Source organism: Catenibacterium sp., assembly GCF_052354645.1.
Taxonomy (GTDB): Bacteria; Bacillota_I; Bacilli_A; order Erysipelotrichales; family Coprobacillaceae; genus Catenibacterium; species Catenibacterium mitsuoka_A.
Genome location: NZ_DAWDDM010000001.1, coordinates 1 through 21,919 on the forward strand (window position 1 = coordinate 1; position 21,919 = coordinate 21,919).

Below are 21,919 nucleotides of genomic sequence, written 5' to 3' on the forward strand. Positions count from 1 at the left end.
TTTAAAAATTATATCTAAACATATTCATCTAGACTCTATTGTGAATAATGCCACTTCTATATTCTATGGAAACCAGGATGCATTATTAAAAAAAGACCTTACTATTGCGCAGCAATTTGAATTAATAGAATCTATATATAATAGAGAACATAATCAAAATACAATAGATGAACTATTCAACAGTTTAAATATTAAAGCCAGCTTATCACAGAAATATGATTCTTGTTCCTTAGGTGAAAAGAAAAGAATAATGATAGCCTTAAGTGTTTATTCTAATAGTCCTTGTATTATATTAGACGAGCCTTTATCTTCTGTAGATTACGAAGATAAACATTCCATTATGAAATTATTAAAGGAGCATAGTCATGACCGTGTTATTATTCTTACTATTCATGACGAAGAATTTGATGAGTATTTGGATATTAAGTATTTAATTGATAATCTTCAATTTACTCGTATCAAAGATAATGAAAGTACTGGCGAACCACTTTCAGTGACTCATGAATTTACTCCCAAAAGAATTGCACATGTAAAAAGTAAGAAAGAAAAGTTCAGCATCCTCTTATATGCTTTGTTGTGCTTAGTTATTATTAATATGAGTTTATATTCTGGTATAGAACTATACATGACAAACAAGAATACAGCATCTATGATGGATAACTTGACTAGTAAAATTATCTATACTGGCAAGGAATACATTACAAGAAATGAATTACCTTCTGGTTATAGATTCATGGAATATGACCAAGGATTTTCTATGACTCCTCAAGAAATACAATCTATTCAATCTGTCAAAGGAGTTAAAAGTATAACAAGCTATTATCAGTTCCCAACTCGTAATTATGATACAAGAAATGACAAGGATGATAATTTAATTGCATATATGTCAGTCAAGGGTAGAGAATATTCTGCTGATGATAATGTTGTTGTATCAAGTTATATAAAGGGTCAATTTGGTAATAAAAGCAAAAATTATATAAGCGAAGGTCTTATGAAAACGTTAGAATTGACTGATTCAGATTTTCCTATAACCATGAAAATGGATATAGGTGTACCTGTATGTTCTACTGAATATAATGGCACTATGCGATATGGTGATCAAAATGGATTACAGAAAAAATCTTATGATGTAATTGAACGACATCCTGTTTATCAGAAGAAAAGAGTATCTATTAAAATCTATGGTGTCATCAAATCAAATGAAGATCAGGATGACTTCACAGGAAATAACGCATTAAAAGTCTATTTAAACAATGACTTTGCGAACTCTATTATAAATAAATATCGTACAACTAATGTTTCAATTAGTTTATATGAAGATCTAAATGAACATATTGTTGATTATGTTCCTGCAACTTATGCAATTGAGTGTGAAAATGCAAGTTATGTAGATCAGGTAAGAAATGGGCTCAATAAGATATCTCCAAACATCGTTACTTATATAGAGAGTGATGATTACAAACAAACAGCAAAGATGCGTCAAAAGGATTCTAAGAATACTCAGACTATGATTCTCATCTATACTGTTGTTGGTCTTATTGCTTATGTCGTTTTCTTAATCCTCTATAATAAATCAAGAGAATATATAAGATATAGGGAACTTGATTTAAATGAGAAACAGATTCAATCCATCCATATGGTTGATATACAGTTTATGTCGTCATTCCTGTTTATAACTGTTCTTCTTTCCTTCTGTTTAAGACTATTCTCATCAAGTGAGTTTGCGTTAGTAAACAATTCAATCAAGATGATTATAGGTTTAGTAAGTGCTGTTGTGACTACATTAGTCTTCTATATTACAAATAAAATAATGATAACGAGTACGGATCATGATTGATATTAAACATCTTTCTATCACATTTGATAGAGTAATCTTTGATGATGCCAGCATCACCTTATCTAACAACAGCATTACTACAATCAAAGGAAAAAGTGGTACTGGTAAGACAACCTTATTGAATCAATTAGGACTTGTAGCCCCTTTAGCCTGTGATTATTTAATGGAGGGTCATTCTATTGATGACCCTCTTACTACAAGGAAAGAAAAGATTGGTTATGTACATCAAGAAAGTACATTATTCAATAACATGACCATTAGAGAGAATATGGAATTCGCATTCCTACTCTCCGGGCAGGAATATAACGAAACTAGAATGAATGATATTCTATGTTCTATGAAGATAGAACATCTACTCAATCAGACACCTGATCATGTATCAGGAGGAGAAAGACAACGTGCAGCTATCGCCTTTGCATTAATGAAAGACCCTTCTCTCCTTCTTTTAGATGAACCAACAGCTTCTCTAGATTCTATTAACTGCAAGTTATTAATAGAACTACTTAGCGATTATATTCATACACATCCAGTATGCGTTCTTATCGCAACTCATGATAAACGTATTCTTGATTATGCAGATGATCTCTATGAGATTCAGAATCATAAAATAGTACCTATCAAAAAGAGTATGATAGAAGAACTAGAAACGACTTCTATTACTAGAAAACCACAAAACTATTTATCTTACTACAAGAAACATCTTATACGTTCTTCTAAAATCCTATATATACTCTTTGGTTTGATTCTTTCTATGACTATAGGTATATTAGGATATCGTACATACTACTCACATGAGATCAATGCGATACAAGAGAAACTATTAGATGTACGCCTCTATTACGGAAATAACAGTAAGTATGCTTATGATTCTATTACTGAGCCCATTAGAATGGATATAAGAAGAGACCTCAATGAAATAGAACATATTCATATCACTCCATTCTATGAAACAGTGACTGATACTTTAATTGTACAATCTTATACCGGTGATACAATCAAAGCATCTCATACAATCAAGAATTTAGGTAAGGACATCACCATCAACAATCATACTTTTCATGTTTCATCCTACATAAACAAAAAGAATACTATTTCTTCTCAAGGAGATGATGTACTCTATCTTCCTGAAACTATATATAGGAAATACTTTGAGATTAATGATGTAAAGATGTTACTTGTGAGTGTGGATGATGCACAATATATATCTAGTATTCTTTCACAAATCAATGATATTGATCCTCACTTAACAGTATATTCTAATGTGAATCTTGATCACCTCACTCAGATTAATTCTAGAATGATGAATAGTTTAATGATGCTGATATGTGCGATATTTATTATCATGTTGATTATTCTTGTCTACCATCGTCAAAAGACGATTGATTCCAATAAGGATGAATACTTCTTCCTATATGAGAATGGATTAAGTATTAAAGAGTTAAAATCTCTTGCACGATATGATTATGTTTACTACTACGTATTCTATTTAATCATACTACTAATCATAAGTATCTTTATGACTTTCATGATGCATATACCTATTATTCTCTATGCATGCTTATTATGGTTCTTCAGCATTCTACTAGAAGAATTTATTACTACACTATGCATTCATAAGGTTGGAAGACTTGATCAACCCAATTATAATAAGTGATCAACTAAATTGAAACAATCAACCATCTCTTCTTTTAAGAGACAAGCAAAATATATAAAGAGTTGTTCCAAAAGTTAATAGTTCAAAAAAAGGAGCTGTAACGAATAGATAGAATTTACTACTACCTTGAGCGTTACAGCCCCTTTTTCTTCACTCTACTAGACGATAGTTACTCCCTGTCAAACTTCTCTTGCAATTTCTTATTAAAGTTCTAATATAAAGACAAGGAGGTATACATATGAAGAAGATACTATTATTACTATGTCTCTTATTATGTGCATGTAGTGCTCAAACTGATATAAAGGACTATACAGTCATTTATAAGAATAAAGAGGTTTATCCTGGTGTGAGTGCATCAAAGATGTCAGATGCTTTATTTGATTCTAATATTCAATATTCAGAAAAGGATGGAAAAATCCAAACAATCACTCTCTTTACTAAGAAGTATAAACTTAAGAATAATATTACTGTTGGGACTGATTATTCTACAGTAAAGCATACTTATTCTTCTCCTACTTCTAACCATTACAATAACGGAAAAGGTACTATAACCTATAAATATAAAGAGAAGAATATACAAATTAAGTTTACCTTTAAAGACAAAAAAATTTCTGCATTTTCCTTATCAAAATATTAAAATAACTATTGACGTATTCGTTTCTCCTATGATATACTCAATTCCGCTGGCCGGTTGGAGAAACGGTTAACTCACATGCCTTTCACGCATGCATTCACGGGTTCGAATCCCGTACCGGTCACCATATTAAATACTACGATCCTTCGGGATCGTTTTTTTTTGCATTAAAAAAAGATAGCACAAAGGCTATCTGTATAAATCATACAACATTCCATGCTTAAGACTTGATGAATCAATACCTAATACATCTAAAAGCTTATAGGCAAACGCAAATGCTGTGGCTGGTCCTCTACTTGTAATAATATGACCATCTACAACCACTTCTTCTTCAACATATTTACCTGCTTTTAAATAGCTTTCAATTTCTTCTCCTGGATAAGAAGTGACTTTCTTATTAGTGATTACACCTGCTTTACCTAAAGCCATAGGTCCTGCACATATAGCGGCAATATATCTTTCTTCATGATCATATTTCTTAATGAGTGAAATAATACGATCATCATCTCTTAAGGTCCATGCACCTGCTCCTCCAGGAATCACAATCATATCATAATAATCCATGTCTGTAAGTGTCTTATCGGCACGTACAGGAATGTTTCTAGAAGAAATGACAACCTGCTCCTCTTTAATAGAAACAGTGTCTACATCCACTTCTGCACGTCTTAAGATATCTACTACACCTAAGGCTTCTACTTCTTCAAAACCATCTGCCATTAAAACTGCAACTTTAGCCATACTACTATCCTCCTATCAATGATTGAAACACATATCCTGCAATCATTAATCCTGCACTCGCTGGCACAAACACACTACTACCCGGTGTTCTCTGTCCTGTCTTTGCAGGAATCTCATCTGAATAAGCAACTAAACACTTCTTAATTCTTCTTGCTTTTAATTCTCTTCTCATTACTTTCGCAAGAGGATCAATCTTTGTCTTATATATATCAGTAATCTGTAAGTGAGAAGGATCAAGCTTATTTCCTGTACCCATAGAAGATATAATAGGTACATTCAATTCTGTACATCTCTTAATCAATTCTATCTTTGCAGTTACTGTATCAATTGCATCAATTACATAATCATATTGAGATAAGTCTATTGTATCAGCATTCTCTGGTAAATAAAATGTATCAAACGTATTTATATTTAAATTTGGATTAATATCTAACATACGTTCTTTAATAATATCTACTTTTTTCTTACCTACTGTAGAATGTAAGGCAATGATCTGTCTATTGAGATTTGTGATATCCACTGTATCATGATCAAATACATCAATTGTTCCTATACCAGAACGAACAAGTCCTTCAATGACATAGCCTCCAACACCACCACAGCCAAACACTGCAACATGTTTAGTCTTCATGATATCAATAGACTCATTACCTGCTACCCATCTTAATCTTGTAAACTGATCATCCATTAGTCCTGCTCCTTATAGAAATCTAAGAAACTCTTCTTTGATTCATCCCAGTCAGTATAGGCAATAATTGTTTTAAGATTTACATTCTCTACACTCTTAAAGATATTCTGTTCCACTTTAGGATTGATTTCTCTTAGTTTCTTAATCAACATCTTAGTTTCTGCACGTTTAGATGTATGTTCAATTTCTCCACGTGCTTCAGACTCTTCTGTAAAACGACATGCACACTGTAAGAACTTTAAATTAAACTTCTCAGCCCAGGCAATAATATCTTCTTCATGAATCAAATACATAGGACGGATTAATTCCATACCTTTAAAGTTCTTACTATGAAGTTTAGGCATCATAGTCTGGATCTGAGCCCCATACATCATACCCATTAATATTGTTTCTATGACATCAGAATAATGATGTCCTAACGCAATCTTATTACATCCTAATTCCTGTGCTCTATTATATAAGAACCCTCTACGCATCCTTGCACATAAATAACAAGGGTTCTTTTCTATTCCATGTACAACATTGAATATATCTGATTCATAGAACTGAATAGGAATACCTAGCTTTTCTGCATTCTCTTCAATCAATTTTCTATTGGCAGGATTATAGCCTGGATCCATACAGATGAACTCTAAATCAAAATGAAACTTACCATGTCTCTGTAATTCCTGTAATAACTTTGCAAGAAGCATTGAATCCTTTCCACCTGAAATACATACCGCAATCTTATCACCAGGTTCAATTAATTCATAATCCTGAATACCCTTAATAAATCTACGCCATAAAGGTTTTCTAAAGTTTGTAATAATACTACGTTCTATCGCTTTAATGTTATCCATCGTTTCACCTCTAGTTCCTACTAAATACATAGGAATATACTCTAAAATTCAAGGTTATCCTCTAAGGATAACCTTATCAAGAAACATTATAAACAGTTAATAGGCATAAATGCAATTATTATCGACCAAAATACGCATCAATACCATTCGCAATACCTTCCGCAATTTTCTGCTGGAAATCACTGTTGTTTAACTTTCTATCTTCATCACCATTAGAAATAAATCCCATCTCAAGTAAGCAGACAGGTGTCTTACACCAGTTGATTCCACTTAAGTCATTACGTGCAGCCATTCCTCTATTTCTAATACCTGTAGTACTGCAATAGTGATTAAGTACTGTTCTTCCTAAAGATTGTGAAGCAGATACATTACCTGCACTCATATAAGGATTTCCATTAGCTGGTTCCTGTACACTTGCACCAGTGACACCACTATTACCAATACCATCACAATGTAATCTAATAAAAGCACCAGCACCTGCATTATTAGCCATTTCAGCTCTTTCTCTATTAGAAATATTTACATCATTCGTTGTACGAATCATGACAACCTTATACCCTCTAGACTGTAAAACATCTCTTAGTTTCAAACTTACATTAAGAGTTGTCTGGTATTCAGGAATACGTGTGGCAGTTCCTGTTGCTCCACCTGCGACCTTAGCCTTTTGTGTTGAAGCACCAGGCCCAATAGGTTCCAATTGTGAATTACCTCTCGCCTGATGTCCTGCATCAATAGCAACCACATTATTATTTATCGCAACAGGTGCCTGTTGTCTTTTTACTTCTTCCTGTCTTTTAGCTTCTTCAGCTTTTTTCTGTTCTTCAGCTTTCTTCTGTTCCTCTAGTTTTTTCTGTTCTTCTATTTGTTTCTGTTCTTCTAGTTTTTTTGCTTCTTCTTCCTGTTTCTTCTGTTCTTCTAGTTTCTTAGCTTCTTCTTCCTTTTTCTTTTGTTCTTCTAATTTCTTAGCTTCCTCTTCCTTTTTCTTTTGTTTCTCTACTACTGCAGTATCTTTCTTTTTTGTCTCTTTTGTAGTACCACATGCTACAAACAATATACTACATAATAATAAGCATAATAATCTTTTCATCGTTTCACCCTTCCTTATCTTTAATAATATACTATTTTAGAGGTAAAAAAAAGATAACAGATGTAACTCTGTTATCTTGTGAATAGTGTACCACTACCATCCTTAGATAATATTTCAATAAGAATAGAATGTGGAATACGACCATCAATAATGACTGCTTTTGACATATTGCCTTTTAATGCATGAGTAATACAATCCACTTTAGGAATCATACCTCCTGCAATAATACCTTCTGCTTTTAAGTTTTCTACATCCTGGATAGATACCTCTGGAATTAATGTCTTTTCATCATGAGGATCTCTTAATAAACCAGGAATATCACTAACTACAATCAAGTTTTCTGCTTCTAGACTATCCGCAATAGCTGCTGCTGCATAATCTGCATTGACATTATAACTATTACCTTCATCATCCATTGCGATAGACGCAATAACTGGAATATAACCACTCTTGATTGCATCCTTAATGATTTCATTGTTTACCTGTGTAACAGTGCCTACATAACCTAATTCGTCTTTAATCTTCTTCGCCTCTAACAACTTATTATCAATACCACAAAGACCTACTGCACGGCCTCCCCCATTCATTATTAGCTTTACAAGATTCTTATTGACTTTACCCGCTAATACTTCCTGTACGATATCAATTGTTTCTTCATCAGTATAACGTAACCCATTAATAAACTTTGATTCTATACCAGAACGTTTTAATGCCTTATTGATTTCAGGGCCCCCACCATGAACCAATACGACATTAATACCAACTAAAGTCATTAGACATATATCAGAAATGACATTGTTCATCAATTCTTCATTGATCATCGCATTTCCACCATATTTTACTACTACTGTCTTACCATTGTATTCCTGTAAATAAGGAACAGCTTCAGATAAGATTTTTGCTCGATATATTTCTCTTTCTTCCATTATGTTCTATATTCCCCATTAATCTTCACATAATCATAAGTAAGATCACAGCCCCATGCTGTTGCATCCCACATACCATCATTTAAATCAATATTGATATCAATCTCATCTTCAGATAAGACCTTTAATGCTTTGTCTTCATCAAAGATCACACCCATGCCCTTCTCACAAACATGAATATCTCCTGCAGATGAAGCCAATGTCACGGATACTTTATTGATGTCTAAATCAGCATCAGAATAACCAATAGCACATAAGATACGACCCCAGTTCGCATCTCTACCAAACATCGCTGCTTTAAATAAAGTAGAAGTGATTACACTCTTTGCGACAATCTTGGCATCCTGTAATGTCTTCGCGTTCTTGACATTGCATGTAAGAAGTTTAGTTGCTCCTTCACCATCTTTCGCAATACCACGAGATAATTGTTCACAAATATGATATAACGCATCTTTCATAATATTATAAGACTGATCCTTTAAGACAATCTTATTATTCTGTGCCATACCATTTGATAATACACATAACATATCATTAGTAGATGTATCCCCATCAACACTGACCATATTAAATGTATCATCTACAACTTCATGTACCATTGCTTCTAGACATTCTTTAGAAATAGCGGCATCACTTGTGACAAAGGCAAGCATTGTTGCCATATTTGGATGAATCATACCAGAACCCTTTGCGATAGCCCCAATATGACACTTTGCATTACCTAATTTAAACTCTACTGCATATTCTTTAGGCTGTGTATCAGTTGTCATGATTCCATAACATGCATCATGAGACCCATCTACATTTAATCCCTTTACAAGTTCTTTCATATGATCTTTAAAAGGATCAATAGACATAGGCTGACCAATAACACCAGTAGAAGCGACAATAATATCATCTTCCTTTAAACCTAATTCCTTCGCAGTTAAAGCACATACTTCATTTGCAAGCTCAATACCATTTGAATTACATGTATTCGCATTACCTGAGTTACAGATAATAGCTCTTGCACGACCATTCTTTAAGTGCTGCTTTGTAACTGTCAAAGGAGCACCTTTTACTTTATTTTGTGTATATGTTGCAGCTGCTGTACATAACTCTTCACTCACAATAAGAGATAAATCCTTCTTAGATTTATTCTTTCTCATTCCTGCATGAATACCATTTGCGCTAAATCCTATTGGTGCACATACACCACCAAGTATATCTTTCATAACATCCTCCTTAGAATGATGGAGCGACAAGATTTAAACCTGTATTCTCATCGAGTCCATACATAATATTCATATTCTGTACTGCCTGACCAGCAGAACCTTTCACCATATTATCAATCGTAGACACTACAATTAATGTATGATCACGTTCATCCATATGTAATGAAATATCACAATAGTTAGATGCTTTCACAAACTTTAAGTCTGCAACCTGTCCAAGAGGTAATACTCTTACAAACTGTTCATCCTTATATGCTTCTACATATGTTTCATAGATTTCTTCTAAAGACTTATCTACAGGAACATAAATAGTAGAAACAATACCACGGTCTACAGGAAGTAAATGAGGGACAAATGTGATATGTACATCTTTTTCATTCATCTTACTTAATTCCTGTTCAATTTCTGGTGTATGTCTATGTACACCTACTTTATAAGGATGGAACGATTCATTACATCTTGGGAAATGCATACCATCACTTAAATTCTTACCAGCACCTGTTGTACCTGATGCTGAATCAATAATGATCTTTTGTGATACATTGAGCTTATTCTTTAATAATGGATAAAGACCTAAAGTAATAGTTGTAGGATAACAACCAGGATTTCCAATAATAGTAGCATCCTTGATCTTATCTCTATTGACTTCAGGTAAACCATATACCTGATTCTTATGAAGTTCTGGTAAGTTATAATCTAAACCATACCATTTCTGATAATCTTCTTCTTTATCAAGTCTGAAATCAGCCCCTAAATCAATAAACTTCTTACCCTTTTCTACACATGTCTTGGCATACTTTTCAGATAAGCCATGAGGAAGAGATGCAAAAATAATATCTGCTTTCTCAATGACTTCTGTATCTTCAATAAACTCTAAATCACATACCTGATAGAAGTTAGGATAAAGATCATAAATCTTCTTACCAGTATAGCTATGTGAAGAAATAGCCGTTACTTCTGCTTCAGGATGCATTAATAAGATTCTTAATAGTTCACATCCTGCATAACCACTTGCACCAATAATACCTGCTTTAATCACAATATCCACTCACTTTCTGATTGATTCTATGAATATTCTCCATCTCAATTTTAGGAGAAGGTCCACCAACAACTGCTCTGTTGTTAAGACATGTTTCTAATGAAATAGCCTGATAAACATCTTCACCAAACATATCTGTATAACCTGTATAAACATCTAGAGGAAGTGTTTCTAATGTTTCTCCATGTTCAATACAATATCTTACAAGTTCCCCAGTAATCTTATAAGCATCTCTAAATGGCATACCTTTCTTAGTCAAATAATCTGCACAATCTGTTGCATTAATAAATCCTCTTGCAGCAGCATCTCTCATCTTATCTTTATGAACAGTAATAGTTGCCATCATATCTGTAAAGACTGGAAGACAAAGCTTAACTTCATCAATTGCATCAAATAAAGCTTCTTTATCTTCCTGCATGTCTTTATTGTAAGCAAGAGGGAGTCCCTTCATCATTGTAAGTAATGTATTCACATCACCAATGACTCTTGCACTCTTACCTCTTACTAATTCAGCAATATCTGGATTCTTCTTCTGAGGCATAATAGAAGAACCTGTTGCATAGGCATCATCAAGATCAATGAATTTGAATTCCCATGAACACCATAGAATCACTTCTTCTGAAAATCTTGATAAATGCATCATGATTGTGGCTAAGGCACTTGATAACTCAATCGCATAATCACGATCACTGACACCATCTAAAGAGTTATACATAATATCATGCATACCTAATTCTTCTGCCACAAATGGTCTATCTAATGGATAAGTTGTTGTTGCAAGCGCACCACTTCCTAGAGGTGATACATAGAGTCTCTTATCAACATCTTCTAAACGATCAATATCTCTTAAAAACATTGATGCATAAGCCATTAAATGATGTGCAAAAGTAATAGGCTGTGCTCTTTGTAAGTGTGTATATCCTGGCATGATTGTATCAAGGTTATGTTCAGCTAAATCTGTTAATGTATGAATCAGGTTCACTAACATTTTCTTGATTTCTAGAATTTCATCATGTGCATATAAACGAAGATCTAATGCAACCTGATCGTTTCTAGAACGTCCTGTATGTAGTTTTTTACCAGCCACTGGATAACGTTTTGTGAGTTCACTTTCCACAAACATATGAATATCTTCAGCTTCAGGATCAAAGAGGAGTGTACCCTCTTCAATCTCTTTTAAAATTGCATTTAAACCTTCTACAATCTCTTCATAATCTTTCTCTTCAATAATACTCTGTTTACATAACATCTTTGCATGAGCAAGAGATCCTCTGATATCCTGTTTATACATACGATGATCGAATGAAAGAGATGAATTGAATGCATTCACTTCATGATTTAATTCTTTAGAAAATCTACCTTTCCACAATACCATATCTTAAACTCCTATTTCTTTTTCTTCTGATCTAACTTAGCTTTTACCTTGATTGGTAAACCATATAATGTGATGAATCCTTTAGCATCATACTGATCATAATCATCATCTTCATCAAATGATGCTGTCTGTAAATCATGTAATGTATCTGGAGATGTAACACCAGCACCTACGATATTACCCTTATATAATTTAAGTTTAACATCACCATTTACGTTTTCCTGAGTCTTATCTACGAATGCAAGTAATGCTTCAGTAAGAGGTGTATACCACTGACCGTTATAGATATTATCAGCAAGTTTTAAGCTTAACTGCTGTTTGAAATGCTGTGTTTCTTTATCTACAGTAATTTCTTCTAGGTTCTGATGTGCTGCATATAAAATAGTTCCACCAGGTGTTTCATATACACCTCTTGACTTCATACCAACAAGTCTGTTTTCAACCATATCTGCGATACCAACACCGTTCGCACCACCGATTTCATTTAACTTAGCTAACATTTCTACTGGTTCAAGCTTTTCACCATTTAATGCGACAGCTACACCCTTTTCAAAAGTTAAAGTGATATATGTTGGAACATCTGGTGCCTTTTCTGGTGAAACACCCATTTCTAGGATTTCATCATACTTAGGTTCATTAGCTGGATCTTCAAGATCTAAACCTTCATGTGATAAATGCCATAAGTTCTTATCTTTAGAGTAGTTTGTTTCTCTGTTGATCTTTAGAGGAATCTTTCTTGCTTCAGCATATTCGATTTCTTCTTCTCTTGATTTAATATCCCATTCTCTCCAAGGAGCGATAATAGGCATATCTGGTGCGAATGCTTTAATAGCTAATTCAAATCTTACCTGGTCATTACCTTTACCAGTACATCCATGACAGATTGCATCTGCACCTTCTTCTAAAGCGATATCTACTAACTTCTTCGCAATAATTGGTCTTGCAAGAGAAGTACCTAACATATATTTACCTTCATATAATGCATTGGCTTTAACTGCTTCAAAACAGAAATCCTTAACGAATTCAGGTTTACAATCTACACAAATATATTTAGAAGCACCTGTCTTTGCAGCCTTTTCATCAAGACCATCAAGTTCTCCAGCACCCTGTCCCACATCAGCAGCAACTGCAATAACTTCACAACCATAATTTTCCTTTAACCAAGAAATGATAATTGAAGTATCTAATCCTCCACTATAAGCTAATACAACTTTCTTAAATGTTTTCTTTTCCATAATTTTCTTCTCCTTTAATGTTTGATGTTTTATTGTTTTATTGTTTTACTACTTAACTAGATCGTCGTTCCTTCATATCAAACACCCCTTTAATAAACAAAAAACGCCTCTGGATTAATCCAGAGACGTATATAAACGCGGTACCACTCTAGTTGCTTGTATCATACAAACCACCTCTTCATTAACGCAGATTCACGTTCTGTTATACTCAATTCCAACAGACTCTCCCAAGTGCGTTTCTCTTATATCTCCCTGATGACCTTCCACTCTATGTCATCTCGCTGTAGGTGATTGTAAGATACTCTTCTCGTTCATCGATTTGTTTATTTAACTTGGGTTTATAATACAATCACTTTTTTACTTTGTCAATATTTTTTCTTTAAATATAAACAAAATTATTTATTTTCTGTTTTTCGTAAATTTTAACTCTTCTTTGTGATTTTTTTCATTTTCGCAATATATACAGGACTGCCATCATATTGATCATAGCTAGAAATATAAACAGTTTCTTCACCTAAATAAACCGCAATACCTAACTGTTTTTCACCTTCATAAAGGTTGTATTTGATGAGTGCTTCAGGAACTTTTTCTTTCTCATCTTTTGATAGTTCAACCTTCTTATATTGGATATTCTGATACTTTAAATCACTTTCAAATGTACATGCATCTTTATTGATTACATAAACAAGATACGCATTATAAGCATCCTTCTTCTTTATGTAATCCTTCTTATTCGCATATACGATTTTCTCTTGTTTGTACTGTCCATAGCTGTCTTTGAGTGACATAGGTTCTGCAGGTGAGCAGGCACATAACATCATTGTCACTAATAAAATTAATATTTTCTTCATATTCACCTCTCCATTCCACACTACTATATCATATCAAACAACGAAATAAATCAAACCTAATCAAAATACACAACACTTACATAATGATTAAAAAACTAGGAGTATTTTTAATTTTATTAAACATACACTTTAACATTATTAAATTATTTATCTTTTATTTAAAATATAAATATGTTATATTACAAAAAGCTGTGATAATTATGGATACTGTCCCTATGTGGATGAAAAATTTGGATGATGAAGATATGATTTTTATCAAAAGATTTATACTCGCTTCAGGTTCTTTAAAAGAAGTTGCTAAGTTATATGGTGTTACTTATCCAACAGTAAGAGTCAGATTAAATAAATTGATTGATAAGATCAAGTTAGCTGAAGATAAAACAGATAACGATGAATTTGTAGAGTTGATCAAAAGATATGTCATCGATGAAGATATAGAATTTGATGTTGCTAAGAATTTAATTACAGAGTATAAGAAAATAAAGGAGAAATCAAAAAATGGTTAGAACTATTATTGGTGTGATTATTTTAATCGCAATTATAAGACTACAAATATTTTTATCGAAAAAGGATAATAGGTTACTTGGTTTGATTATCCCAATCGTTATTTTTGCGAGTTCACTCATATTCGCATTTGGATTCATACCAACCCATAATAAAATTGAAACGACTCAATCTCTGATGACAGAAACAGGTAAAGTGGTAGAAAGTTCTTCAGACAAAACATCTACCGCATTAAGAGACCACTCTCTTACAACAACAAGCATTGTATATACTATTGTGTCTATCAATGCTGGAAACTTTGTTATGCTAGGTATTTACTTCTATTGCAGACATAAGAAAAGTACACATACTGAATTGAAGCGTATGAGAGCAAAAGAACTCTTTTAAATTAATACTAAGAAAAAAGGCTGTAACGAATAGATAACCTTAAACGTTACAGCCTCTTTTACTGTTAAGAATAATATTATTCTTCTACTTTTTCAAATTCTTCTGGTCCTACACCACATAGTGGACATACATAATCTTCAGGTAATTCATCACCTTCATACACATATCCACATACTTTACATACCCATTTCATATCAGAATTCCTCCTTTAGTATATAGTAATTATTACTACTTATACTATAGTCCTTTTGAGATATAATTCAATAAATATGCTCAAACTAAAAAAAAAGAAGAACACTAAGCGTGTCCTTCTTTACGCATCTCTTCACGATACATTTTATAGAGATCAGCATGACATAGATCATTTGTACCACATGTATTACAATTATGGCCACATACACCTATGCCTTTTTTCTTATTTTTATATATAGTTCTAAGGACAAGACAAATCCAGATTACTAATAAAATACTTACTATAATTGTACCCATACTATCTCCTCCTTGCTTCTATTATACAATTATCTTGGCGTATAACCAAGTTTGATGATCATCTGTTTATATGTTTCTAGATCAGGTTGATTCATAGAAAGAATAGTGATTTCTTTCTTATTCATGTTTACTGATGCAAGATATTCTTTATGTTGATTAAATGCGTTTTCTATTGTTGCTGCACAGTTCTTGCAGAACATATCGTCAATATGAAGAGTAGTACGATAGGGATAAAGATTTTTATCCTTATCCCTCGTACCTATTTTCTTTATTTGATCGTGTTCACCACAACATCCTGACTGTAATGTCTTCTTGTAGTGAAGAACACCTATAATGAGCAACACAACAACAATAGCCGCAACTATGATGTTACCCATAATTGATTAAGCTCTCTGTGTCTTTAATTCTGGTTTAGGTGCTGGTCTTACAATGAAGTAGATCATTACTAGAATACATACGATTGATAGAATCTGACCTAATCCGAATGTTGCACCATAGAATAACCATGAACCTAACTGATAAGTGATCATAGCTAATACATAACCTAATACCATCTGGTATAATACTGCGAACCATCCCCAGAACTTAGAACCCATTTCTCTCATGATTGTACCAATAGCGGCAAAGCATGGTGGATCGAATAAGTTCAAGATCATGAATGAGAAACCACCCATTGCAGAGAATGTATTCACCATAGCATGAATTGCCTTAGCACCTGAATCTGCATCACCCATATGATTTAAGATAGAGATAGTAGAAACAGCCTGTTCCTTAGCAGCTAATGCTGAAATAACAGCTACTGAACCTTTCCAGTTTTCAATACCTACTGGTGCGAATAATGTTGCAAATACATGACCAATAGATGCTAACATTGAGTTTTCAATATCAACCATCTGGAATGAGAAGTTAAATGTAGATAATAACCATACTACAATACAAATACTAAAGATAATAGTACCCGCTTTAATCATGAATGCTTTTGCACGTTCCCATACATGGATAAATACACCCTTAAAAGTAGGAAGGTGATATGCTGGTAATTCCATTACGAATGGTGCTGGATCACCGGCAAAGAAACGAGTCTTCTTTAATGCGATACCTGATAAGATAATAACTAAAATACTTAAGAAATACATTGCTGGCGCAATCCAAGTGTTACCTGGGAAGAATGCTGAACTGATCATACCAATAATAACAGTCTTCGCACCACAAGGAATAAATGTACATAATAGAATAGTCATTCTTCTATCTGCTTCATTTTCAATAGTACGTGTACCCATAACGGCTGGAACACCACATCCTGTACCAATTAAGATAGGGATAAATGATTTACCAGATAAACCGAATTTACGTAATAGTCTATCCATAATGAAGGCAATTCTTGCCATATATCCTGAATCTTCAAGAATAGCTAAGAATAAGAAGATAAGTGCCATCTGTGGTACGAAACCTAATACTGTACCAACACCACCAATAATACCATCCTTGATTAAGCTGATTAATGGAGCTGCACAACCAATTGATTTAAGGAAAGTTTCTACTGCAGGTGGAATGATTTCAGTAAATAATACATCATTCACCCAGTCAGTCATCCAACTACCTACTGTAGATACTGAGATGTAATAAACAAGCCACATAATTAATACGAAGATTGGTAAAGCCAAGAATCTGTTAGTGACAATCTTATCAATCTGATCTGATGTAGATAATGTCTGATGTGGATTCTTCTTTGTAAGAACCTTATTAATAGAATTCTTAATAAATGTATATCTCTGGTTTGTGATAATAGATTCTGAATCATCATCCATTTCTTTTTCACAATCCGCAATATGACCTTCGATTTCATTTAATACTGCCTGATCCAATTTAAGTTCAGCCAATACCTTTTCATCTCTTTCAAATACCTTAACTGCAAACCATCTTAACTTAGATGCATCTACTTTATTTTCAATTGATTCTTCAATATGTGCCAAAGCATGTTCTACTGAACCAACAAATACATGAGGATGTTCTGATACTTTATGGTTATGTGCAAGTTTAATTGCTTCTTCAGCCACTTCCTGAGTTCCTTTATTCTTTAATGCTGATAAAGTCACTGCTTTACAGCCAATTAACTGACCTAACTGATCTAAGTCAATCTTATCACCCTTCTTTTCGATGATATCATACATATTAACAGCTAAAACCATTGGAATACCTAATTCAGCTAACTGAGTAGTTAAATATAAGTTTCTTTCTAAGTTTGTACCATCAATAATATTAATGATTGCATCAGGTGTTTCATTAATTAAATATCTTCTTGTAACAACTTCTTCTAGTGTATAAGGAGATAATGAATAAATACCAGGTAAATCCTGGATAGTCACATCCTTATGACCTTTTAGTTTCCCATCTTTCTTTTCAACCGTAACCCCTGGCCAGTTACCAACATACTGAGTACTCCCTGTCAGTGCATTAAATAACGTTGTTTTACCAGAGTTAGGGTTACCCGCTAACGCTATCTTCATAACTATTCCTCCACTTCAATCATCTGCGCATCTGCTTTACGCAATGATAACTCATAACCACGTACTGTGATTTCTACTGGATCTCCTAAAGGTGCAACTTTTCTTACATAAACACTCTGTCCTTTAGTTAAACCCATATCCATAATTCTTCTTTTTACTGGACCTGTACCAGTAATTTTTTTAATAGTTACTGTTTCGCCCACTTTTACCTCTTTTAAGTTCATGATAATCCTCCCTTAAAATAATATACGATTGGCCATCTGTTCAGAAAGCGCAATCCTACTGCCTTTCACATTACAAATAATTCCATTATCCACTTTACTGATAATAGTTACTTCGCCCTCTACTACAAAACCTAATTCTGCAAGATGATTTTTCACCTTATCAGTCCCTGTAATACGTCTAATAATGACTGTATCTCCTGGATTTGCCATACTAATTGGCATATGCTCCGCCTCCTCAGATGATTAGGCTAATCTAATTAGCCCTTTCTAACTTCAATGTTAGTATAGACTTACTATTTTTATATGTCAATAAAAATATTAGTAAAGCCTAACTTTTTCATTATTTGAATTTTTATGCTATAATGATTCAAATGAGGTGAATAAGATGAGTGAATCTACAGAAATGTACTTAGAAACTATATTAGTTATTCAAAAGAAGAAAGGACATGTGCGTTCCATTGATATCGCCCGTGAAATGAATTTCTCTAAACCTACTATTTCACAACAGATGAAAAGATTGAAAGAGAAGGAACTCATCAACATGGATGAAGATGGTGCCATTACATTAACAGAAGCTGGTGCTAAGATTGCGAATATGATATTTGAAAGACATACTGAATTAAGAAATATCTTAATTCATATTGGAGTCAGTGAATCCACTGCTTCACAGGATGCTTGTCGTATCGAACATTATATTTCACCAGAAACTTTTGAAGCTTTAAAAACATATTTCAAAGATAAAATCTAAATAAAAAATCACAGGTGTGTGCCGTCCTGTGATTTTTTATGTCCTCTGTTTTAAGGAACTGAGAATATGAAAGGATATGTTGTGTTTAGTAAAGGAGTTAGCCTTTACTAACTAGATAATACTACACATATAACTTAAATGCAATAGAAATAGTAAAAAAAACACCTGCTTGCACAGGTGTTAACGTTTATTGAAACGTTTAGAGATTTCTACGATTGGGATAACTGAGAATGCAAGTAATGCTGCAATCGCGAAATGAGATGGATCAAGAGGCACTAAACTAAATAAATGAGAAAGAGGTGTAAAGATGATGGCTAACTGTAATACAAGACCTAAAGCTGTTGCACCCCATAAATATTTATTGTTGAATACCTGTTTATTAAATACTGAATGATGACTCTTTACGTTAAAAGCATGACATAATTCAGCACCTGACATGGTGATAAATGCCATAGTCATCGCATATTCATGATTACTGAAATACTGACCAATTGAATAAGAAACTAAAGTAAGTAAACCTACCATAACACCCTGCCAGATGACTTTCACCATTAAACCATTCGCAAAGAAACCTTCATCCTTTTCTCTTGGTTTTCTATCCATGATATCATCTTCAACTGGTTCTAAACCAATCGCAAAGGCTGGTAAAGCATCTGTGATTAGGTTAATCCATAATAAATGAATAGGTAATAGTGGTACACCAAATCCCCAAGAAGGATTAATTAACGCAATAATAGAAGCTAAGAAGATAGCTAATACTTCACCAATATTACTTGATAATAAGAACTGTACATCCTTCTGGATATTATCAAAAATACCACGACCCTGTTTAATAGACTGAATAATAGTCGCAAAGTTATCATCTGTTAGGATCATAGTAGCAGCATTCTTCGCTACATCTGTACCTGTAATACCCATAGCACAGCCAATATCTGCAGTCTTTAAGGCTGGTGCATCATTGACACCATCCCCTGTCATAGCGACAATCTTATTCTTTGATTTCCATGCTTTGACGATATTGACTTTATGTTCAGGAGCCACACGTGCATAAACACTATATTTTTCTACATTCTTTTCTAGTTCTTCCTGAGACATCTGAGATAATTCTTCACCAGAAATAACTTCCTGTCCCTCATTTAAAATACCTAAATCTTTCGCAATGGCAGTCGCTGTTGTCTTATGGTCACCAGTGATCATAATAGTACGCACACCTGCATGTTTAGCAACTCTAATGGCTTCTTTTGCTTCTGGACGAGCTGGATCAATCATACCTACAAACCCAATAAAGTCCATATCATTTTCTATTTCTTCTACTGTAATGTTAGTAGGCATTTTATCATATGTCTTCACTGCCACAGCTAAAACTCTTAATGCATCTTTAGCCATTTCATCATTGGCAGTCATAGCCTGGTCACTATCTACATCACGACATCTATTTAAGATCACATCAGGTCCACCTTTAGTAATAGACACATAATGATCTCCATCCTTCACAATAACACTCATCATCTTACGATCAGAATCAAAAGCCAATTCTCCTACACGTGGATACTTTTCCATGAGTGCTTTCTTTTCAAAGTTCATCTTCTTACTTGCTTCTACTAATGCAACTTCAGTAGGATCACCTAGTACCTTACCATCATCAATAGACGCATCAGAACATAGAGTAAATGCATTCAACATATCAATAGTCTTAGCATCTGCTTCTTCTAAATCTTGTACTTCATCACCATCTAAGTAAGTCTTTAAGATAGTCATCTTATTTTGTGTTAATGTACCTGTCTTATCAGAACATACAATAGAAGTACTACCTAATGTTTCTACTGCAGGTAGTTTACGAATAATGGCATGCTGTTTAACCATTTTAGTCACACTAACAGCTAAGACAATAGTAACAGTAGCTGCAAGTCCTTCTGGTACAGCTGCAACAGCTAAGGCAACAGCTGTCTTAAATGATTCTAACCAGCTAATACCACTCAATGATTCAAGAATAAATACAATCACACAGATCACAATACAAAGTAATCCAATTGTTTTACCTATTTCATTTAATTTAACCTGTAAAGGTGTTAATTCCTTTTCACTCTCATTCAACATGCCAGCAATCTTACCTACTTCATTCTTCATACCAGTAGATGTCACTATTGCTTTACCACGACCATAAGTGACTACTGTAGAAGAGAAGACCATATTTGTCTGGTCCCCAATCACAACATCCTGACTAATAGGATCAGTTGTCTTTTCTACAGGAACAGATTCACCTGTTAAGGCAGATTCATCTACCTTTAAGTTATAAGCTTCAATTAAACGTGCATCACTAGGAATCATATCCCCTGTTTCAAGAATAATAATATCACCAGGCACTAATTCCTTAGAGGCAATAGTCTGTTTCACACCATCTCTTAATACCTTAGATTGTGGTGCAGATAATTCCTGTAATGATTCAAGGCTCTTTTCTGCATGACTCTCTAATACAACACCTAGAATCGCATTCATCATTACTACTATTACAATAATGAGAGAATCAATCCAGTCTCCTGGTTCTACAATAATAGATATCACTGCTGCAATAATTAAAATAATAATCATTGCATCCTTAAACTGATCGAGAAAACGTAAAAGAAGAGACCTTTTCTGTGGCTTTTCTAGTTCATTAGTACCATATATGCCTTGTCTCTTCTTTGCTTCAGAAGAAGTCAGTCCCTTTTCAATATTTGTATCTAAAGAGTTTACTACTTCTTCAATTGTTTTTTTATACATTTCTATTCCTCCTTTAATAAAAACAATCGTTTTATTAAAGGTCTCGCTGATCATAAATGACCAAAACAATCCGGTTATGTTGAACATAACGTGTTGACGAACGGTTCTGTAAGAGCTACTCCCCTTTAATTAATATCATTCTATCAAATTCATATCGCTTGTCAATCAAAGAAGGTTATTAGA

At 33.6% G+C, this 21,919-nt stretch carries 23 protein-coding genes, 1 tRNA gene and 1 other annotated feature; of the genes, 7 read left to right on the top strand and 17 right to left on the bottom strand.

Going from position 1 to position 21,919, the window contains the following annotated elements; all coding sequences use genetic code 11:
• From ACT8VG_RS00005 to ACT8VG_RS00020, 4 genes are all read left to right on the top strand, one after another.
• Window positions 1–1,837 (top strand): ATP-binding cassette domain-containing protein (locus ACT8VG_RS00005; protein ID WP_444194967.1); only part of this gene is annotated, 1,837 nt, incomplete at its 5' end.
• On the top strand, window positions 1,830–3,491 hold the full coding sequence (locus ACT8VG_RS00010; protein ID WP_432273945.1) for an ABC transporter ATP-binding protein/permease: 1,662 nt from the start codon (window positions 1,830–1,832) through the stop codon (window positions 3,489–3,491). The genes ACT8VG_RS00005 and ACT8VG_RS00010, both read left to right, overlap by 8 nt.
• A 238-nt stretch (window positions 3,492–3,729) precedes the next feature.
• Window positions 3,730–4,128 (top strand): hypothetical protein, encoded by a 399-nt coding sequence (locus ACT8VG_RS00015; RefSeq protein ID WP_022425527.1) that lies wholly within the window; start codon window positions 3,730–3,732, stop codon window positions 4,126–4,128.
• 48 nt (window positions 4,129–4,176) lie between these two features.
• Window positions 4,177–4,252, top strand: a tRNA-Glu gene (locus tag ACT8VG_RS00020).
• A gap of 62 nt (window positions 4,253–4,314) precedes the next feature.
• On the opposite strand, the gene ACT8VG_RS00025 is transcribed toward ACT8VG_RS00020, so the two are convergent.
• The 10 genes from ACT8VG_RS00025 to ACT8VG_RS00070 form a co-directional block, all read right to left on the bottom strand.
• Window positions 4,315–4,863: a DJ-1 family glyoxalase III gene (locus ACT8VG_RS00025; RefSeq protein ID WP_006506239.1), complete on the bottom strand. Its 549-nt coding sequence runs from the start codon at window positions 4,861–4,863 to the stop codon at window positions 4,315–4,317.
• Between the two features lie 4 nt (window positions 4,864–4,867).
• Window positions 4,868–5,551 carry a tRNA threonylcarbamoyladenosine dehydratase gene (locus ACT8VG_RS00030; RefSeq protein ID WP_006506238.1) on the bottom strand — a complete coding sequence of 228 codons (684 nt, stop codon included), beginning with the start codon at window positions 5,549–5,551 and terminating at the stop codon, window positions 4,868–4,870.
• Entirely contained in the window at window positions 5,551–6,390 is an 840-nt protein-coding gene (locus ACT8VG_RS00035) for a tRNA 2-thiocytidine biosynthesis TtcA family protein (protein WP_040390032.1), read from the bottom strand. The genes ACT8VG_RS00030 and ACT8VG_RS00035 overlap by 1 nt, the downstream gene beginning before the upstream one ends.
• Window positions 6,391–6,508: 118 nt before the next feature.
• On the bottom strand, window positions 6,509–7,477 hold the full coding sequence (locus ACT8VG_RS00040) for an N-acetylmuramoyl-L-alanine amidase (protein ID WP_444194968.1): 969 nt from the start codon (window positions 7,475–7,477) through the stop codon (window positions 6,509–6,511).
• Between the two features lie 71 nt (window positions 7,478–7,548).
• Window positions 7,549–8,403 carry an acetylglutamate kinase gene (argB, locus tag ACT8VG_RS00045; RefSeq protein ID WP_006506234.1) on the bottom strand — a complete coding sequence of 285 codons (855 nt, stop codon included), beginning with the start codon at window positions 8,401–8,403 and terminating at the stop codon, window positions 7,549–7,551.
• On the bottom strand, window positions 8,403–9,617 hold the full coding sequence (argJ, locus tag ACT8VG_RS00050) for a bifunctional glutamate N-acetyltransferase/amino-acid acetyltransferase ArgJ (protein ID WP_217106736.1): 1,215 nt from the start codon (window positions 9,615–9,617) through the stop codon (window positions 8,403–8,405). Before argJ ends, argB begins: the two co-directional genes overlap by 1 nt.
• A gap of 10 nt (window positions 9,618–9,627) precedes the next feature.
• On the bottom strand, window positions 9,628–10,665 hold the full coding sequence (argC, locus tag ACT8VG_RS00055; protein ID WP_202976633.1) for an N-acetyl-gamma-glutamyl-phosphate reductase: 1,038 nt from the start codon (window positions 10,663–10,665) through the stop codon (window positions 9,628–9,630).
• Window positions 10,649–12,031 (bottom strand): argininosuccinate lyase, encoded by a 1,383-nt coding sequence (gene argH / locus ACT8VG_RS00060; RefSeq protein WP_195921119.1) that lies wholly within the window; start codon window positions 12,029–12,031, stop codon window positions 10,649–10,651. The genes argC and argH overlap by 17 nt, the downstream gene beginning before the upstream one ends.
• 11 nt (window positions 12,032–12,042) lie before the next feature.
• Window positions 12,043–13,266 carry an argininosuccinate synthase gene (locus ACT8VG_RS00065; RefSeq protein WP_295091025.1) on the bottom strand — a complete coding sequence of 408 codons (1,224 nt, stop codon included), beginning with the start codon at window positions 13,264–13,266 and terminating at the stop codon, window positions 12,043–12,045.
• A gap of 118 nt (window positions 13,267–13,384) precedes the next feature.
• Window positions 13,385–13,590: a binding site (T-box leader), on the bottom strand.
• 98 nt (window positions 13,591–13,688) lie between these two features.
• Entirely contained in the window at window positions 13,689–14,117 is a 429-nt protein-coding gene (locus tag ACT8VG_RS00070) for a hypothetical protein (protein ID WP_217106739.1), read from the bottom strand.
• 221 nt (window positions 14,118–14,338) lie between these two features.
• Between ACT8VG_RS00070 and ACT8VG_RS00075 the strand changes: the two genes are divergently transcribed.
• Both ACT8VG_RS00075 and ACT8VG_RS00080 read left to right on the top strand, forming a co-directional pair.
• Window positions 14,339–14,623: a DUF2089 family protein gene (locus ACT8VG_RS00075; protein WP_444194969.1), complete on the top strand. Its 285-nt coding sequence runs from the start codon at window positions 14,339–14,341 to the stop codon at window positions 14,621–14,623.
• Window positions 14,616–15,008: a hypothetical protein gene (locus ACT8VG_RS00080; RefSeq protein WP_444194970.1), complete on the top strand. Its 393-nt coding sequence runs from the start codon at window positions 14,616–14,618 to the stop codon at window positions 15,006–15,008. Before ACT8VG_RS00075 ends, ACT8VG_RS00080 begins: the two co-directional genes overlap by 8 nt.
• A 76-nt stretch (window positions 15,009–15,084) precedes the next feature.
• On the opposite strand, the gene ACT8VG_RS00085 is transcribed toward ACT8VG_RS00080, so the two are convergent.
• From ACT8VG_RS00085 to ACT8VG_RS00110, 6 genes are all read right to left on the bottom strand, one after another.
• A complete protein-coding gene (locus ACT8VG_RS00085) occupies window positions 15,085–15,201 on the bottom strand; it encodes a rubredoxin-like domain-containing protein (RefSeq protein WP_022425517.1) in 117 nt (38 codons plus the stop codon).
• Window positions 15,202–15,305: 104 nt separating this feature from the next.
• Entirely contained in the window at window positions 15,306–15,497 is a 192-nt protein-coding gene (locus tag ACT8VG_RS00090) for a FeoB-associated Cys-rich membrane protein (protein WP_006505524.1), read from the bottom strand.
• A gap of 29 nt (window positions 15,498–15,526) precedes the next feature.
• Complete coding sequence (locus ACT8VG_RS00095) at window positions 15,527–15,874, bottom strand: heavy-metal-associated domain-containing protein (RefSeq protein ID WP_187011630.1); 348 nt, start codon at window positions 15,872–15,874, stop codon at window positions 15,527–15,529.
• A gap of 6 nt (window positions 15,875–15,880) precedes the next feature.
• Complete coding sequence (feoB, locus tag ACT8VG_RS00100; RefSeq protein ID WP_444194971.1) at window positions 15,881–18,004, bottom strand: ferrous iron transport protein B; 2,124 nt, start codon at window positions 18,002–18,004, stop codon at window positions 15,881–15,883.
• Window positions 18,005–18,006: 2 nt separating this feature from the next.
• The gene (locus ACT8VG_RS00105) at window positions 18,007–18,228 is read right to left on the bottom strand and encodes a FeoA family protein (RefSeq protein WP_288705707.1); all 222 of its coding nucleotides are present in this window, start codon (window positions 18,226–18,228) and stop codon (window positions 18,007–18,009) included.
• Window positions 18,229–18,240: 12 nt separating this feature from the next.
• Entirely contained in the window at window positions 18,241–18,450 is a 210-nt protein-coding gene (locus tag ACT8VG_RS00110) for a FeoA family protein (protein ID WP_288705711.1), read from the bottom strand.
• A 163-nt stretch (window positions 18,451–18,613) separates the two neighbouring features.
• Here ACT8VG_RS00110 and ACT8VG_RS00115 point away from each other — a divergent pair, with 163 nt between their 5' ends.
• On the top strand, window positions 18,614–18,976 hold the full coding sequence (locus ACT8VG_RS00115; RefSeq protein WP_444194972.1) for a metal-dependent transcriptional regulator: 363 nt from the start codon (window positions 18,614–18,616) through the stop codon (window positions 18,974–18,976).
• Window positions 18,977–19,156: 180 nt separating this feature from the next.
• Here ACT8VG_RS00115 and ACT8VG_RS00120 read toward each other — a convergent pair whose 3' ends face one another.
• Window positions 19,157–21,736 carry a cation-translocating P-type ATPase gene (locus ACT8VG_RS00120; RefSeq protein ID WP_444194973.1) on the bottom strand — a complete coding sequence of 860 codons (2,580 nt, stop codon included), beginning with the start codon at window positions 21,734–21,736 and terminating at the stop codon, window positions 19,157–19,159.
• Window positions 21,737–21,919 lie beyond the last annotated feature (183 nt).